Below are 16,717 nucleotides of genomic sequence, written 5' to 3' on the forward strand. Positions count from 1 at the left end.
CTGCATAGAAATATTTTGTAATGAAAATATACCCAATTTGAAAACCGTACGTTTCTGATTCAGGGAATATGGTTTGAAAAAATTGAGTAAATTAGATCCTCAAAAGAAGCAGATATGAGGAGGTTTTTGGTAATAATAGTATTCTTTTTTGTGGCCGGCAGTGTGTTTGCTCAGGGCTATAAGCAGTCGGCAGGTATACGGGCAAGCTGGGCTTCTCCCGGTTTGGAATATCGCTATTATACAGGCGAACAGCACTCTTTCAGAGGTTTGCTGGCAATCCGTAATCGCGGGCTTCAACTTCATGCTCTTTCAGAGTTTTATCAATACGATCTTTTTTCGTTTTCTTATCAGCTCGTATTTTTTTACGGGGCCGGCGTGCATGCGGGCTTTGAAAGCTGGGATGAAATAAGTGAAGTAAACGAGCAGCGGAGGGCCGAAACCCGTTCTGCGTTTCTGGCAGGGGTGGATGGAGTAGTAGGAGTGGAGTACCTCTTTTATGAAGCACCGGTTAAACTGGGCATTGAAGTGAAGCCTTATCTGGATTTCTTCGGAAAAAATGGGTTCGATGTTTATCTTCCCGATTTTGCCCTCACGGTACGATACCTTTTTTGAGCTGGTTTTTGCCGACTCTTTTTCAGTAAATACAATTATGATAGCATAAAAAAACTCGTGGTTTATTAATCTGACCACGAGTTTTTTAAGTTATATTTATTTCTATCTAATAGAAGTCTACATATTCCGCATTTTTTAGAAAGTCAAAGCTTTTTTGGCAACTTTCCTGGGGGGTAAAATTATAACGTTCCACCTCAACAATTCCATATTCAGCACCTGATTGTTTGCGGGCGGCAAACATGCTTTCAAAATCCATCATTCCGCTTGCGCCCAGTTCTTCTTTGTCTTTTATATGCCAAAGCTCAAACCTGCCGGGGTAACGTTCAAAATAATCCAACGGATCTTTTCCACCTTCTACTATCCAGTAAAGGTCTATCTGAAACATTACCTTTTCCGGATCGGTCAGTTCCAGCATCCAGTCGTAAACCGGTTTGCCGTCGTGAACCGTTGTAAATTCTTTGGCGTGGTTGTGGTATCCAAACTGAATGCCTTTTGCATTACATTTTTCGCCCACTGCATTGAAGTATTCGCAATATCGCTTCAAGCCATCGAGGCTTTCATATCCCGTACTACCCATCCAAGGCTGTACAATCCATTTTACTCCTGCTGTGGCATGCGCATCAATACATTCATCCCACCAGGCCATTGTTTTTTCCCAGTTGGCCGAATCCGGAACATCCTGTCCGGAATGTGATCCTAAAAACTGCAGGCCATTGGTTTCACACAATTCCTTAAATTCGGCAGGAGACATTCCGTAGAATTTTCCGTCACTGTACCCGGCGGCTTCCACAAATTTATAGCCCATTTCGCTCACTTTGGCAACCGTCGTTTTTACATCTTTTTTCATGTCATCCCTTAGGGAGTAAAGTTGTAATCCGATAAATTTTTCTTTGGGAGCATTACAACCTGTGAATAGCTGCACAGTAGATACGATTACTGCTGTTAGTAATAAATGTTTAATAGTCATTTTTTTAATCATCATTTTATGGATTTTTTCGGTTTATGAATTTAAGACTTCAAATTTATATAAAACTTTGAGTTTGTTGAACAGTTAAAAGGGAGTTTGCCGAAAATAATGTTATTTTGAATAAACTTTTACCTTATTCGTTATTATGGATACCACAGAGATTCTTATAAAAATCCGGAAAATTGTCCGTTCGATTAACCTTGAATCAAAAAAAATAGAAAAAGAATACGGGGTTAGCATTCCACAGGTACTATGTCTGCATTTTTTACGCGATTCTGAAAACTTCCAGGCAGGGCAGGGGAAAATCCGAAAATTTCTGAACCTGAATTCCAGTACTACAAGCGGAATTATTAACCGGCTGGAATCCAAGGGGCTGGTTGCAAGGCTTCCCAAATCGGGTGATAAACGAACAGTTACCATTGCCCTCACCTCAAAAGGCGACCTGTTGATGGATACTATTCCTTCATTGCTGCACGAAAAATTGGAAGAAAAATTGGGAAATCTGGATAACAATACTGTTCAGAAAGTTCAGGATAGCCTTGAATTACTGGTAAACCTTCTTGGCATTGATGAATTGGAAGCGTTCCCGTTGATGCAGGAGGACGATTTTCCCAAAGATAAAAAGGCGATAAATTAGAAGAATGATTCCTATGAAAACCAAATCAGATTAACTCTTTGTTAAACTATATATTTCTGTTGAATGTCTTTTGTTTTTAAGTTGTTTTAAGTCAGGTAGATAAAAGTGTTTTGTCTGTCTTCGGTGTAATGGAAAACATTGGCTGTCTGAAATATATTCATTACTTTTGTTCGCATACGAACTATTGTTATGGAAATATTTAATGATACCCAAAAAGAAATTGCCCGAAGAATCAGGCCTGAAAGTAATATCTCAAATTGGCAGGATTGGAAGTGGCAATTAAAAAACTCGGTTCAAACAACTGAAAAGTTTGAATTACTAACCGGAATCAATTTCCCTGAAAATGAAAAAAAACTGATGAAGGAAACACTTAAACGGTTCCCTTTGTCGGTTACACCATATTATCTTTCATTAATTGATACAGATAATTACAACAATGACCCGGTTTTTAAGCAGGCTTTTGCCAACATAAACGAGTTAACAGTATTGAAAACCGACATGGCAGACCCGCTTTCGGAGGATACTGACAGTCCTGTGGAAGGAATCACCCATCGTTACCCTGACAGGGTGCTTTTTCATGTGAGTAATATTTGCTCCATGTATTGCCGGCATTGTACCCGCAAAAGAAAAGTGGGCGATGTGGATTCTATTCCGGGAAAGGAACAGTTGAGAAAAGGAATTGAGTACATTAAAAATACACCGCAGATACGCGATGTATTACTTTCCGGAGGTGACCCGCTGATGCTTTCAGATAGTTATCTCGACTGGCTTCTTTCGGAAATAACCGCCATTCCGCATGTAGAGGTGGTTAGAATTGGTACGCGCATGCCGGTTGTTTTGCCATACAGGATTACGGACGAATTGGTAGAGGTGTTGAAAAAGTACCAGCCACTTTGGATTAATACCCACTTTAACCACCCGCGCGAAATCACAGCTTCTTCGAGAGCGGCATTAGCCAAACTAGCCGATGCCGGATTCCCGCTTGGAAACCAGTCGGTTTTGCTGGCTGATGTAAACGATTGCCCGCGTATTATGAGAAAATTAGTGCACAAACTGGTTCAAAACCGTGTCAGGCCCTATTATCTTTACCAGTGCGACCTTTCAGAGGGACTGGCTCACTTCAGGACACCGGTAGGGAAAGGAATTGAAATTATGGAAAGCCTTATTGGGCATACTTCCGGATTTGCCGTTCCAACCTACGTGATCGATGCACCCGGGGGGGGTGGAAAAATTCCGGTAATGCCTAACTATATTATTTCGTGGTCAACCAATAAAGTGGTATTGCGTAATTACGAAGGGATTATTACTACCTACACAGAACCTGAAAGTTATGAATCGAAATTTTGCGATCGGAATTGTGAAGAGTGCAATCTTGATTTGCAATTAGAGGAGCCCGACGAGCAGAAGGGAATTGGTATTGAAAAGCTGTTATCAGATTATGATACAGCTATATCCCTGGTTCCTGATAATAATGAACGGTATAACAGAAGGGAAAATAATGGAGGATAAAATTGAAAAAATTGGTAGATCAACAATACAACACGGAAAATCGAATAATAGAATATATCTGCTGAAACTGAATCCGGCAGACAGCCAAATGATTGTCCCCGAATTGGATAACCTGGCAAAAAAAGAGGGTTATACCAAAATCGTTACTAAAATACACACCGAAGCATTACCTCATTTTATTTCAGCCGGCTATATAATGGAGGCTTATATTCCCCGTTTTTATAATGGCAACACCGACTGCGTGCTGGCCTCCAGGTTTCTGGATAAAAAACGGGAACAATCTCCCAAAGGACAGTTGCAACCCTTTTTTAAACTGTTTGATTCTGTTAACGGTAGCAATCATTTAAACGGGTTGGAAGATTATCAAATAAGAAAACTCAATGAATTAGATGCCGTTGCGGTTACAGAAGTATTTAAGCAGGTATTTGAGACCTATCCTTTCCCGGTACATAAGCCTGAATATATTTTAAAAACGATGCAGAGTAAGAGTGCCCTTTATTATGGGGTGTGGGATGGCGACAGGCTCATTGGTGTTTCAACCGCTGAAACCGATTTTGAAAATAAAAATGCTGAAATGACCGACTTTGCCGTTTTACCGGAGTACCGGGGTAAGCAACTGGCTTCACATTTATTGGCGTTAATGGAGAGTGATGTAAAAGCAGCCGGCATTAAAACAGCTTATACCATTGCCCGTCTTTCGCAACCGGGAATGAACAAAACTTTTATGAAAGCTGCTTATAATTACAGCGGAACGTTGGTAAACAATACAAACATTGGAGGAAGTATCGAAAGTATGAATATCTTTTATAAACATTTATAATATGCATTTAGGAAAACGCTGTAGATACGCAAAGGAATGTACTGTATATCAGAGTAAAAATAAAAAAGTAGAAAAGCCCATTTTTATCATCCGGAATGTATTTTGCAACCGGGGCGCAAAAGGATGGACCAACTGTAAGCGCTTTTTGGCTTACGAAGGAGGAAAACCTGTTGACGACGACATGACGCCTTATGGATAAAAACGGGAAAATGAAAAGCAGAGAGGAAAACATGAACACCACAACGGAGAAGAGGATTATTCAATTTCTGGATGAAAACGGCCCAAGTTTTTTGGGCGAAGTAGTAAAAGAGCTAAAATTGTCTTATACCAAAGGACTTGAGCATATTAGTAAACTGCTTGAAAAAGGTATTATCAAACATTCCGATCCGCCGTTGCAGTATGAAATAGATCCTGATTCAAAATAAATTTATGCACTGGATCGACTACCTAATCTTTGGCCTATACCTTGCAGGAATGCTGAGTATCGGTTTTTATTTTATGCGAAAAAACCAATCAGCTGATGACTATTTTGTCGGGGGCAGAAAAATGAGTTCGTTTCATATTGGCTTGTCGGTTGTGGCAACCGATGTCGGAGGCGGTTTTTCAATTGGCCTGGGCGGGCTCGGTTTTATCATGGGACTTTCAGGGACCTGGCTTCTTTTTACCGGACTTATAGGGGCCTGGCTTAGTGCCGTGTTGCTCATTCCCAAAGTGTCGAAAATGGCAGCAAAGCATCATTTTCTTTCTTTTCCTCAATTTTTAAAACAACTTTTTAATGGCAGGGTAGCCATTATTGCCGGAGTTATTTCTGCCATTGGTTACCTGGGGTTTACCAGTTCCCAAATACTGGCAGGCGCTAAACTGGCCTCTGCCACATTCCCGAATATTTCCATACAAAATGCGCTCATTCTAATGGGGATTATTGCCGTTGTTTATACCTCGGTGGGTGGAATGAAAGCAGTGATCTATACCGATACGTTTCAATGGATACTGCTTATGGGAGGATTGGTTTTTGTGGGGCTCCCTGTGTGTTATATTGGAATCGGAGGCTATGAAACACTAAGAGCCACACTTCCGCAGAGTTTTTTTAGCTTGACTGCTATTTCCTGGCAGCAGATTGTAAACTGGATTATAACCATTGTTCCCATTTGGTTTATTGGAATGACACTTTATCAGCGTATATATGCTGCCGGCGATAAAAAAACGGCTCAGCGTGCCTGGTTTGTCGCCGGATTGTTTGAATACCCGGTGATGGCATTTACCGGAGTTATTCTCGGCCTGTTTGCCAAAGCCGCTTTTGAAAATGGAATTATTGGGGTAGGGGAGAATGGTGTTTTTGATCCTGAAATGGGATTGCCCCTGCTGTTAAAGAGTATCCTTCCGATTGGACTGACAGGGCTTATTCTTTCAGCTTATTTTTCAGCGATTATGTCTACTGCCGACAGTTGTCTTATGGCAGCCTCCGGTAACCTTATTACCGATATTTTCAACATGCACCATTCGGGGAAGGTGATGCTACTTTCGCAGGGGACCACACTTTTTTTAGGTATTACAGCTTTGCTGGTGGCATGGAAAGTTCCCAATGTACTTGAACTGATGCTCCATTCCTATTCGTTTATGGTCTCGGGCCTGTTTGTCCCGGTGCTGGCCGGTATTTTTCTGAAAAGAAGGAGTTCCCGTGGTGCCCTTTGGTCAATGCTTGTGGGAGGGACTGTAACCCTGTTTCTTATTCTTAGTGGAGCAAAGCTTCCTTTTGGACTGGATGCAAACATTTATGGTATTGTACTGGCAGGAATGACTTACCTGCTGTTTCATTTTTCTGAAACAAGGAGGCTCACCTTGAAAAGCAGCCTTGAATTTTCTGCTTCGTCTTGGCTTCAGGGCAAAGATGAAGACCCCCGGCAGGGAAAGTAGATGTACTAATGCAAATCAAGAGTTGAACCCACTTCGGGGTTCTTTTCATACCCACTTCATTACCATGGGTTTTACCCGTGGCTATTATTGTTTAATCCCTTTCGGGATAAAGAAATGTCCGAAGGACATAAATAAAAATAGCCCCGTGCGAAGCTCGGGGAAGACAATGCGGGGTAAAAACACAACCCCGGAGTGGGTTGAATTTTTGATAATCAGCTAATGTCAACTTTTGATTCGTATAATTCCTTCATTTTCTTATCCCACTAACATTTTTAATGTGCTCTGCCTTTAGAAATCAAATAGGAGTGTTAGAAATGTCACTTTCTTTTCTGTTTCGGGGAGCAAAAATTTTTGCCTGAAAAATGAAATCTACCTACTTCTCAAGGGGAGTCCAAAAGGATGGTGGATAAAAAATTATAAGAAACAAAAAGAGACTGTATTTAACAGTCTCTTTTTTTGGGTGGTAGATGGGGCTTGAACCCACGACCTCTGGAACCACAATCCAGCGCTCTAACCAACTGAGCTACAACCACCGTTTATTTTGCGGTTGCAAATATAATATTTTATTCTTTTTCCCCTCTTAAAATGACTAGAAATTGAGGATATCTTTCAGGTTTTTGTATCCGGTTTTACTTACCTTCAGCTTGGTTTTGTCATGAAGAATAACAATGTATGATTCTTTTTCGTATTGCTGAATTTCGTTTATCTCTTCCACCTTTACAATGTAGGAACGATGGATGCGAACAAAGTTTCTGTGATCCAGTGCTTTCTCCAGGTATTTCATGGTTTTTTGTTTCATGTATCGGCTATCCGGCGTGTAAATCATCACATAATCGTCCATCGATTCAATGTACCTCACCTGGTCTACCGGGATAATATGAATTTTGTGCCGGTCTTTAACTACAATCCGATCCAGAAACTCTTCCCGTGGGTAGTCACTTACTTTTTCAGCTACATCCGAATGGGTGCCTTCGGTTTGGATGCGCTCGGCCACTTTGTCTATGGCCTCCATTAGCCGGTCTTTGGAGTACGGTTTTAGCAGATAATCTGCGGCGTTGTATTCGAAAGCTTTCAGGGCATACTGATCGTAAGCTGTGGCAAAGATGATGTGCGGTTTATGATCCAACAGTTCCAGCAATTCAAACCCGGTAATTTTGGGCATCTGGATATCAAGGAAAACAAGGTCCGGTTTAAGTTCATTAATCATTTTTACTCCTTCGAACCCATTTTCGCATTCTGCAACAATTTCAACATTCTCAGCCTCTTTCAGAAACGATTTTAGCAGATTGCGGGCTAGTTCTTCGTCTTCGACAATAATGGTGCGTATTTTTTCCGACATAGCAGTTTATTTTTGTGGAATAGCCAAAGTTACTGTAAATTCTTTTTTGTTGTCCTCCACTTTCATCAACATAGGATTTCCATAGATGATTTGAAGACGGTCCCGGATATTCCGGAGGCCTATTCCTTCTCCCTTTTTGCTGATGGAGTTAGGATCATAATTGTTGGTAATTGTTATTTCCAGTACATTGTCATTGCATTTGCTGCGGGTTGTAATGTCAATGGGTTCGGTAGCTTCGTAAACACCATATTTTATAGCATTTTCGTACAGTGGTTGCAAAATCATATTCGGGATCATGGCATTGAGGCATTTTTCATCAATATCAAAAACAGCATTCAATTTATTCCCGAATCTCACCTTTTCAATTTGAAGGTAAAGCGTGTTATTTTTTAGTTCCTCACTGAACGTAACTTTGTCAATTTGGTCGTGTTTAAGCGAATACCTCATAAGTGCTGAGAGGTTAATGACCATTTCCTGGGCTTTGTCAGGATTGGTCATGGTGAGCGACGAAATGCTGTTCAGGCTGTTAAACAGGAAGTGGGGGTTGATCTGAGATTTTAGGGCATGCAACTCAGCCTCTTTTACCAGCGATTTCAATTTACCTTCGTTACGGACCTTCTCCTTGAACCCCTGATAATAATTTACGGCGTAGAAAAAGATTACATAAGTGAGATAAAGCATGTACCCACTGAAAATATTACCTGCCAGGTTGTTTTCAATCCATTGTCCGGCGTAGGGGTGAAGCAGTTTTATGATAACAATGCCAAAGTAGAGCCAGATAAAAACGATAATGGTAGCGGCAATAAGATGCGACAGGACAACCCGCACGGCGCTATTGTTTTCAAGGGTGCTGAATTTGATAACATACCAGATGGAAGAGCCTATTATGGCAAACATAAAAGGCAACGCTAGTGCTTCGGCCACAGCAATCCCCGGTTCAAACCCATAGGCCAGCCATTTTATTAAAACGGCTCCGGTTATAATCGCAATCCAAATCAGGATATAATAAATTACCAGCTTTGGATTAGATATAAACGGGTGTTTAAAGTCCATTTTTAATTGAATTTAACTTCGACTCCGCCAAATGCACTAAATCCTTTAATAATCAAAGTTTTTGAAGGATCATAACTGATCTCATGTGCCGACATACCCCGTTTGTCGGTAAAGGCGCCAAATACAGTAGTTATTTCATTTTTTATGTTCCAGTCTGGAGGTACTTTAAAACCGCTGCCCCCAAAAATAGAAACGCAGTCAATAACTGCTCCGTTTTCCGAAAGACTGGCCTGGCGCAGATCATATTCAGCGCCGGCAAAGATGGTGGTTATCTTTCCCCCGAGAAATTTTTTTGAATTGATAAAAACTTCCTTTCCCCCAAATACGACAAAATCATCGAAATAATCCGTTCCATGCTTCTCCAATTCAATAGTTGGTGATGGACGTTTCCGATGGCGGGTAAGGAGAAGGGCCATCCCAACTCCGATGATGACCAGTGGCCAACCTATTCGCCTTAATTGATGAGGAATTAGCCAAACATGATCGACCAGAAAGAAACTTCCGATAATGATTAGAATCGTTCCCGCCAGACGATTTCCGGCAATAAACGAAAAAACACCAATACCGATAAGCAGCATTTGCCATGAAATAAGAGCATCTGCCCACACATCTGGTATTAAATGCAGTTTTACCAAAATCCAAAGAACCCCCACCGCGATTAAAAATATCCCGAATGACGATCTCCTGTGACATATGTTTTTACTTTTCATTTCAATCTTTCTTTTCATTTGTTAATAACATACTCTTCTATTTTGAAATGAGAAACTGTCTTGTTGCTATATAATTTTTCAGTTTAATCTTGCAATCAGTACAACCCCGGATATAATCAGCAGGACAGGTAACAAAAAAGAAAGGGTTAGGTGGGGAAAAAGAAGTATTTTGGGTGCCAGAAATAGTCCGCCCAACACAATGAGCACTACTCCGAAAGAACGCTTCCCTGCAAGAAGTATTAATCCTACAACGATAAATACCACCTGCCACGAAAGATGAAAACTTCCCCAGATGTTAAAAAGGTGTCGAAAAGGAAAAAAGAAATGTGGCCAGTGTAGTCCTGGAAAATCAATGTAAACTCCCATCCTTTGGATGAGCCAGGCCAAACCGACCCCGATTAACAGAAATGCCAAAACTGTCCGTGAATTAACCCCCCGTTGTATTTTGTCCATAACACAGCTCTCTATATAAAGCAAACAAATGTAGCCTTGAGAAAAAGACAATCTGCTTAACATTCGGTTAACATGAGGTATAAATCGGTAAATGGGACGATTTATATCGATAATACCTGCTTGTCGCCTACGGAAGATTGCCTTTTTCTGTAAGGTCTATTGAGATTTTTGCATTTTAGCCCAGGAATCACGCAGAGGGACCGTGCGGTTAAATACATGTTTATTTACAGTAGAATCGTAATCTAAGTTAAAATATCCCAGTCGTTCAAATTGAAAATGATCGAGCGGTTGGGCATTTTTTACAAAAGGCTCAATAAAACATTCAGGTAAGACTTTAAGCGAATCCGGATTCAAAAAATCTTTAAAATCGACGTCTTTATGACCTGCCGGATCTTCATCGTTAAACAACCGGTCGTAAAGTCTTACTTCGGCTTTTACTGCATGGGTGGCCGAAACCCAGTGGAGTGTGGCTTTTACTTTCCGCCCGTCGGGGGAGTTGCCACCTTTGGAGGCAGGGTCGTATGTGCAGTGTAATTCAGTAATTTCCCCATTTTCGTTTTTGATGACATCATTACAGGTTACAAAATAGGCGTAACGCAATCTCACCTCCCGGCCAGGTGCCAACCGGAAAAACTTCCGGGGAGGATTTTCCATAAAATCGTCGCGTTCGATATATAGTTCGCGGGAGAAAGGAACCTTCCGGGTTCCCATACTTTCATCTTCCGGGTTGTTTATCGCTTCGAGTTCTTCTTCCTGACCTTCCGGGTAGTTGGTAATCACAACTTTCAATGGGTTTAAAACACCCATTACCCTTTGCGCGACTTTGTTGAGGTGTTCGCGCACACTGTATTCCAACAGTGAAACGTCAATCATTCCATCAACCTTAGTGACACCTATACGATCGGAGAAGTTGCGGATTGATTCGGGGGTGTACCCCCTTCGGCGCAATCCTGAAATGGTAGGCATCCGTGGGTCGTCCCATCCGTTGACGTACTTTTCTTTTACCAGTTCAAGCAGTTTGCGCTTGCTCATGATAGTATAAGTAAGGTTGAGCCGGGCAAATTCAATTTGGCGCGGACGGTAATCCGAGTCTTTCAGTTGATCAATAAACCAGTTGTACAGCGGACGGTGTACTTCGAATTCGAGCGTACAAATGGAGTGGGTAATCCCTTCCCAGTAGTCACTTTGTCCGTGGGCGAAGTCATACATGGGATACACACACCATTTGTCGCCGGTGCGATGATGGTGTGCTTTCATTATCCGGTAAAGAATAGGATCGCGCATATGCATATTGGGAGACGCCATGTCGATTTTTGCGCGTAAAACATGAGAACCTTCCTCAAATTCACCTGCTGTCATCCGGTTGAAAAGATTAAGATTTTCCTCCGGTGTACGGTTGCGGAATTGGCTTTCAAATCCGGGCCTTGTGGGGGTTCCTTTCTGCTGGCTAATGGTTTCTGCGTCCTGATCGTCCACATAGGCCTTCCCTTGCTTTATCAGTTCGATCGCAAACCCATGAAGTTTATCGAAATAATCGGAGGCATAAAACAACCGGTCTTCCCAATCGAATCCAAGCCAACGGACATCTTTTTGAATGGATTCTACATATTCTGTCTCTTCCTTGGCCGGATTGGTATCGTCGAATCGCAGGTTACACTTCCCTCCAAATTTTTCGGCTATCCCAAAATTCAGGCATATCGATTTTGCATGACCAATGTGCAGATAACCATTAGGCTCCGGGGGGAAACGAGTATGTACTCTCCCGTTGTTTTTACCTTCTTTTAAATCCTGTTCAATCTGCAAATGAATAAAATTCGATTTTTTGGCCTGTTCCTTACTTTCGGTGCTATTTGACATTACGTTATTATTTATCCTCTGGTTTTCAAAGTCCACAAAATTAAAAAAAGGTTTCTCAGAAAAATTATGACCCCGGCATTTTCTTTGGTTTTATTACTTATTTTTAATTTCGCCAAAAAAATAATATGGGAGTTATTGAAATAGAGGGGATGCATTTTTATGCTTATCATGGCCATTTTGAAGCTGAAAGGTTGGTAGGCAACGAGTTCTCGATAGATGTAGTGCTTGAAACAGATTGTGCGGCAGCATCTGTTTCCGATGATTTGAGCGATGCACTGAATTACCAAGTGGTTTACGACATCATAAAAAAGGAGATGCAGGTTAAATCGTGTCTTTTGGAACATGTGGCCCGGCGTATTCTCCATGCACTTTCTGCTGAATTTCCCTCCATTCAGAAAGCGAAAATAAAAGTTTCGAAGCTGAATCCACCGATGGGAGGGGAGATAGAAAAGGTGAGTGTGACCCTTTCCTTGTAAAATTGTTTGAATGGATTGTATGGGATTCATTTCATTTTTTATATATTCGCACTCCGAATAAAAATGGTTCCTTGGCCGAGTGGCTAGGCGGCGGTCTGCAAAACCGTATACGGCGGTTCGAATCCGCCAGGAACCTCAAAAGGATGGAGATTGCTCCATCCTTTTTTCGTATTGAGCCATCCCCGGATTCTGGATTAAACTTTTCATGAGAAATATGGTCGAAGGGAAGTTGCGACAAAGTGTATGAAAAGAAATTCCCGTTTTTACCGAATAGTTCGATGGCTGGGTAATACTGAATTATTTTTTCGTCCATCCCGGCAAATTCCCGGCAGGTGGGAATTGTGCGAATATTACTCCGAACCGGCCGGAGAACTTTTTCATGTGAAAGAAGACCAGATGAAAAGGGAAAATCAATTTTGGAAGTTGGATTTTGGAACCGGTGGTAATTTTTCCCAGCAAACGAATTTACCTGTGCCGTTTTTAAAAGGAATGGAATACTGCAAATGGAGCACATCAAAAGGTTTTGTCTTTTTGCATTATTCGGAAACCAGTCACCAGGCAGAAGCATACCGTTTTGCCGTGGAGAAAGGGATACTGAAGTTACTTAAGAAAGATAAATCGGGGCGTATAGAAATATTTGGTTTTTTTCGAAGGCCTGAGAAAAATAATTGAAGTAAGTAGTGCGAGTAACCTTTTTTAGGGGTGCCCTAAATATCCTGGATAAAATCAAAAGAAATCCGGACAATTTCATTTATCATCCAGATTTCTTTTTACGTAAGTTTTTTTTCGGAACTAGCCCATTTCCCAACCTTGTCTTACGGGTTCCTGTATAATTTGGTCTGCCTCGGGTAACCCAATCGCTTTCATATTTTCCTTATCCCAAAGGATTCTCTCTCCGCCCAACCGTAACGACAATACCCCCAAAAGGGTTATTTCGGTGAGTTTGGATGCATATTCAAAGTTCGACAACGGCATCTCCCCACCTTTTATGGCATCAAACCACTCGCGATGGTGCCCTTTGGAACGGGGTAGAGACTCTGGTGGAGGGGTAAAAGATTCACGCAAACTTTCCGGGAATATCTCCGGGGCGCCACTGGCTCCTCCATTGGTAAGGATAAGCCCCTTATTGCCAATAAACATGGCACCCCTGGACTTTAGTTTAACATCCCGCGGCAAAGCGGCCGGATGCTCCGGCAGCAGACCGCCTGAGAACCAGGTCAGTTTTATCGGGGAACGTTTATCATTCCCCCCAAAATAGTAATGCCCTATTTCACCGTAAGGGGTCATTTCACTGCTCCCCCTGTTCCCGGCAGGAAATACCTGCACACTCTCGGGCGAATCCAAACCGAATGCCCAGGTTGCTGCATCCATGTCATGGCACCCGAAATCCCCCAGCGCCCCATTCCCAAAATCCCAGAAATCACGCCAGGTAAAGGGGGTATATGCGCTATGGTAAGGACGGAAACTTGTGGGGCCAAGCCATACATCCCAGTTAAACCCCCGGGGAACTTTCATCTTTTCGGTTGGATAACCTGAAATCCCTTTCCAGTACCTTGTGGCCCCTACCCATGAATAAGCGTCGTGGACTGTCCCGATAACACCGGAACGAAGGTATTCAACCGTTTGCCGGATGGTATCCAGGGCATGCAACTGGTTGCCCATCTGGGTAGCCAGCCCCGTCTCCCGGGCAACTTCACGCACTTTCCGGGCTTCCCAGATATTATGCGTCAGTGGTTTTTGGCAGTACACATGTTTGCCTGCCCGCATCGAAAGAATAGAAATATACGCATGGGTATTGTCCGGGGAGCAGCAGATGACAGCATCAATGGCCGGATCTTTTTCAAGCATTACCCGGAAATCCTCATATTCTGTTATTTTGTAGTTGGGCGTTTTCTGGGCATAATGACTTTCTATGAGTTTTTTCCTTGGCCTCCGGCCGCTTTCCTGCTGGTTGTTTTTTTTGTTATCCCAGTATTCGGCAGGGTCTGCAATGCTAATTATCTGTACATCGTCATATTTAAAGACCTCATTCAGGTGATGCATGGATATACCGCCTGCCCCAACAAGGGCAATATTAATCTTATCGCTGGGCGGAACAAACCCTTTGCCGCCTAAGGTACACCGCGGTAGAATCATAATACCGGCACCAGCAACTGCGGCTGCTTTGATAAAGTTCCTTCGGGTGGTTGTGGCCTGATTATCTTTATTGTCCATTCGTTTTAATTATTTTGGGCCAATCTACAAAAAAAATGTATTGGTATTAAAAAGTTTTTTGAGTATTTCGCTAGTATTGTCCATACTTTTCAACCATTTGGGATAACATCAACAGACGTTCTTTTGATACCATTGGAGCAATTGAACAGGCAGTACTAAGTATAAAACCTTTTCCTTTAGTTTTTCCAATCTCAATAATTTGACGTACATCATTGCTGGCTTTTTTGTCATCTGCAAAAAGCAATGAGTTAACTGAATCAATATTCCCTTTTATGAAAAGATCGTCTCCTATTCGTTTAAATGCATCAGATAAATCAACATTTCCTATTGGAGGGGGATCTAAACATTCCAATCCAGAGGTATTGCTTTGACGCATTAACTCTAACCGATCGCCAATGGAACCACAAGTGTGAATATAGGCATGCTTCCCTTTTTGGCGAATTGCACTAATTATTTTTTGTTCGTAGGGTAAAACAAATTCTTGGTATTGTTCTGATGAAATGAAACCCATCCCGGCAAATGGCGAAGAGATTTTAATGGCATCAATGTTTTTTTTACACATTTTTATTGCAATGTCCAATATCCCATTAGTGTACCTATCAAGAATTAATTTACACTTCTCTGGTGCCATTATTAACGAAATCAGACCGTTCTGGTGCCCCAACAAATCAAGAAAATAATCAAATGGAGATGTGATTTCTCCATGTATAGAATATTCCTCTCCTACCTTTTGATAAACAATATCGAATATTTCAAACAAGTTGCTGGTGTCTAACTGGAAGTAAAGATTGTTAGACACTGGTATGTAGTCTATTACAGATGGGATGTCATTTTCAACATCTAACTCTTCAATATCAAATTCTTTTTTATCCTCCAGAAATGTAACAAACGGTAAATCGTCGAATGAATGCACTTCAGTTCTATTTTCAAACACCAACTTTTGCTTCCCTCCATCAAGCACTTCTCTTTCCTTCAGTTCTTTGTTCCAATATTCAGAATGGCCATGCAGGCTAACCAAAATACCGTCAAATTTAAATCGCCTGCATAGTTCAACCAAGCCATCGGCAAAAACATTTTTATTGTACCAGAACTCAACCGGATCAGGTTTTAACTGTTGCAACATACTACCAATACTAAACTGGCACATTAACGGAACCCTGTCGGGCTTTTGCAAATTCATTGCATTATTAACCCGTTCTTTTGAAGTAAGTTTCATAGTCAACCTTTAGTTTTGTGTCATAAACAATTCTTCCAGATAATTTTTAGTTTGTATAATATAGTCATAATTTTTCTTTGCAAGTTCATATTCAATTGTTATGGTACCTTTAAAATGAATTTTTTTGAGGTATCTTACAATTTCAGGAAAATTAACCTCTCCCTCAGGTATTGGGACCTCTTTTCCCAACTCATAAGGATTTGTTGGATATAGCCCGTCTTTTGCATGAAATTCCCTAACATATTTTTGCAGTATTTTTAATCCATCCAGGGAATTGGACTTCCCATACATCACCAGATTAGCCAGGTCACAGTTTACATATAAATTTCCGGTTCCTATATCTGTTATTGCCCTTAGTAAAGTAATAGGGGTTTCCTGTCCTGTTTCAAAATAAATATCAATTCCTTTGTGCAACGCATATTCTCCCAGCTCTTTCATTATCTTGACAAACTCAATGTAAAGGGTATCTTCGGGGTTTTCCGGAATAAACCCGAAGTGGGCGTGAACAGCAGGAATCCCTGCCTCTTTGCAGAAATCAATGCCTTCATGTAGCCGTTTAATCCGTTCTGGTCTGAATTCCCGGGGAATCAGTCCAATAGTAGATGGGCCTTCTGTGAAATTCCATGCATATTTACCTGGTCCCATACATATCAAAGTAGTTGGAAATATGTTGTATTTTTTTGCAGAGGAATGTATTCGTTGAGCTAACTCCGGAGTATATTCAGCTACATTTAATTGACAATGAGAGATCCCCAATTCTTTTATCTCCTTAAATTCTATTTCAGGATTATTGCCGCCAATAATTACTCCGAAAGTAACATTATTCGTTAGGTTCTCAATAGTTTGATTTTGATGAGTTGACTTGTACTGTGCTTTTACAAGAAGCGTGAAAGCAAATATTAATGTCAGTGTAGATAATATTCTGTTGGGTTTCATGGTT

18 protein-coding genes and 2 tRNA genes are annotated in these 16,717 nt (G+C 41.3%); 10 read left to right on the plus strand and 10 right to left on the minus strand.

Annotated elements, in window-relative coordinates; genetic code table 11:
• Positions 1-114: 114 nt before the first annotated feature.
• A complete protein-coding gene (locus tag D1164_RS10415; protein ID WP_119349922.1) occupies positions 115-612 on the plus strand; it encodes a hypothetical protein in 498 nt (165 codons plus the stop codon).
• A 106-nt stretch (positions 613-718) separates the two neighbouring features.
• Here the strand turns inward: D1164_RS10415 and D1164_RS10420 are convergent, their stop codons facing one another.
• Complete coding sequence (locus D1164_RS10420) at positions 719-1,594, minus strand: sugar phosphate isomerase/epimerase family protein (RefSeq protein WP_241558279.1); 876 nt, start codon at positions 1,592-1,594, stop codon at positions 719-721.
• A 130-nt stretch (positions 1,595-1,724) separates the two neighbouring features.
• Here D1164_RS10420 and D1164_RS10425 point away from each other — a divergent pair, with 130 nt between their 5' ends.
• From D1164_RS10425 to D1164_RS10450, 6 genes are all read left to right on the plus strand, one after another.
• The gene (locus tag D1164_RS10425) at positions 1,725-2,216 is read left to right on the plus strand and encodes a MarR family winged helix-turn-helix transcriptional regulator (protein WP_119349923.1); all 492 of its coding nucleotides are present in this window, start codon (positions 1,725-1,727) and stop codon (positions 2,214-2,216) included.
• 189 nt (positions 2,217-2,405) lie between these two features.
• A complete protein-coding gene (gene kamA / locus D1164_RS10430) occupies positions 2,406-3,725 on the plus strand; it encodes a lysine 2,3-aminomutase (RefSeq protein ID WP_119349924.1) in 1,320 nt (439 codons plus the stop codon).
• The gene (gene ablB, locus D1164_RS10435; RefSeq protein WP_172594424.1) at positions 3,688-4,545 is read left to right on the plus strand and encodes a putative beta-lysine N-acetyltransferase; all 858 of its coding nucleotides are present in this window, start codon (positions 3,688-3,690) and stop codon (positions 4,543-4,545) included. The genes kamA and ablB overlap by 38 nt, the downstream gene beginning before the upstream one ends.
• Position 4,546: 1 nt before the next feature.
• The gene (locus tag D1164_RS10440; protein ID WP_119349926.1) at positions 4,547-4,744 is read left to right on the plus strand and encodes a hypothetical protein; all 198 of its coding nucleotides are present in this window, start codon (positions 4,547-4,549) and stop codon (positions 4,742-4,744) included.
• Positions 4,745-4,754: 10 nt separating this feature from the next.
• On the plus strand, positions 4,755-4,970 hold the full coding sequence (locus D1164_RS10445; protein WP_147372147.1) for an Lrp/AsnC family transcriptional regulator: 216 nt from the start codon (positions 4,755-4,757) through the stop codon (positions 4,968-4,970).
• A gap of 4 nt (positions 4,971-4,974) precedes the next feature.
• Positions 4,975-6,459 carry a sodium:solute symporter family protein gene (locus D1164_RS10450; RefSeq protein ID WP_119349928.1) on the plus strand — a complete coding sequence of 495 codons (1,485 nt, stop codon included), beginning with the start codon at positions 4,975-4,977 and terminating at the stop codon, positions 6,457-6,459.
• 458 nt (positions 6,460-6,917) lie between these two features.
• Here D1164_RS10450 and D1164_RS10455 read toward each other — a convergent pair.
• The 6 genes from D1164_RS10455 to D1164_RS10480 all read right to left on the minus strand — a co-directional run bounded on the left by D1164_RS10455 (position 6,918) and on the right by D1164_RS10480 (position 11,871).
• Positions 6,918-6,993 (minus strand) — tRNA-His (locus D1164_RS10455).
• Between the two features lie 55 nt (positions 6,994-7,048).
• A complete protein-coding gene (locus D1164_RS10460) occupies positions 7,049-7,798 on the minus strand; it encodes a LytR/AlgR family response regulator transcription factor (RefSeq protein ID WP_119349929.1) in 750 nt (249 codons plus the stop codon).
• A 6-nt stretch (positions 7,799-7,804) separates the two neighbouring features.
• Positions 7,805-8,851 (minus strand): sensor histidine kinase, encoded by a 1,047-nt coding sequence (locus D1164_RS10465; protein WP_119349930.1) that lies wholly within the window; start codon positions 8,849-8,851, stop codon positions 7,805-7,807.
• 2 nt (positions 8,852-8,853) lie between these two features.
• Positions 8,854-9,561, minus strand: a complete 708-nt coding sequence (locus D1164_RS10470; protein ID WP_172594425.1) for a LiaF transmembrane domain-containing protein — start codon at positions 9,559-9,561, stop codon at positions 8,854-8,856.
• Between the two features lie 78 nt (positions 9,562-9,639).
• Positions 9,640-10,014, minus strand: a complete 375-nt coding sequence (locus tag D1164_RS10475; RefSeq protein ID WP_119349932.1) for a LiaF transmembrane domain-containing protein — start codon at positions 10,012-10,014, stop codon at positions 9,640-9,642.
• A 156-nt stretch (positions 10,015-10,170) separates the two neighbouring features.
• Positions 10,171-11,871: a glutamine--tRNA ligase/YqeY domain fusion protein gene (locus tag D1164_RS10480; RefSeq protein WP_119349933.1), complete on the minus strand. Its 1,701-nt coding sequence runs from the start codon at positions 11,869-11,871 to the stop codon at positions 10,171-10,173.
• 125 nt (positions 11,872-11,996) lie between these two features.
• On the opposite strand from D1164_RS10480, the gene folB reads away from it, so the two are divergent.
• From folB to D1164_RS10495, 3 genes are all read left to right on the plus strand, one after another.
• Positions 11,997-12,347, plus strand: a complete 351-nt coding sequence (gene folB / locus D1164_RS10485) for a dihydroneopterin aldolase (protein ID WP_119349934.1) — start codon at positions 11,997-11,999, stop codon at positions 12,345-12,347.
• A 65-nt stretch (positions 12,348-12,412) separates the two neighbouring features.
• Positions 12,413-12,483, plus strand: a tRNA-Cys gene (locus tag D1164_RS10490).
• A gap of 107 nt (positions 12,484-12,590) precedes the next feature.
• A complete protein-coding gene (locus D1164_RS10495; protein ID WP_119349935.1) occupies positions 12,591-13,019 on the plus strand; it encodes a hypothetical protein in 429 nt (142 codons plus the stop codon).
• Positions 13,020-13,139: 120 nt separating this feature from the next.
• On the opposite strand, the gene D1164_RS10500 is transcribed toward D1164_RS10495, so the two are convergent.
• The 3 genes from D1164_RS10500 to D1164_RS10510 form a co-directional block, all read right to left on the minus strand.
• On the minus strand, positions 13,140-14,561 hold the full coding sequence (locus D1164_RS10500) for a Gfo/Idh/MocA family protein (protein WP_119349936.1): 1,422 nt from the start codon (positions 14,559-14,561) through the stop codon (positions 13,140-13,142).
• A gap of 70 nt (positions 14,562-14,631) precedes the next feature.
• The gene (locus D1164_RS10505) at positions 14,632-15,777 is read right to left on the minus strand and encodes a uroporphyrinogen decarboxylase family protein (protein ID WP_119349937.1); all 1,146 of its coding nucleotides are present in this window, start codon (positions 15,775-15,777) and stop codon (positions 14,632-14,634) included.
• 9 nt (positions 15,778-15,786) lie between these two features.
• Positions 15,787-16,713: a sugar phosphate isomerase/epimerase family protein gene (locus D1164_RS10510; RefSeq protein WP_119349938.1), complete on the minus strand. Its 927-nt coding sequence runs from the start codon at positions 16,711-16,713 to the stop codon at positions 15,787-15,789.
• Positions 16,714-16,717 lie beyond the last annotated feature (4 nt).

Source organism: Mariniphaga sediminis (assembly GCF_003573545.1).
Taxonomy (GTDB): Bacteria; Bacteroidota; Bacteroidia; order Bacteroidales; family Prolixibacteraceae; genus Mariniphaga; species Mariniphaga sediminis.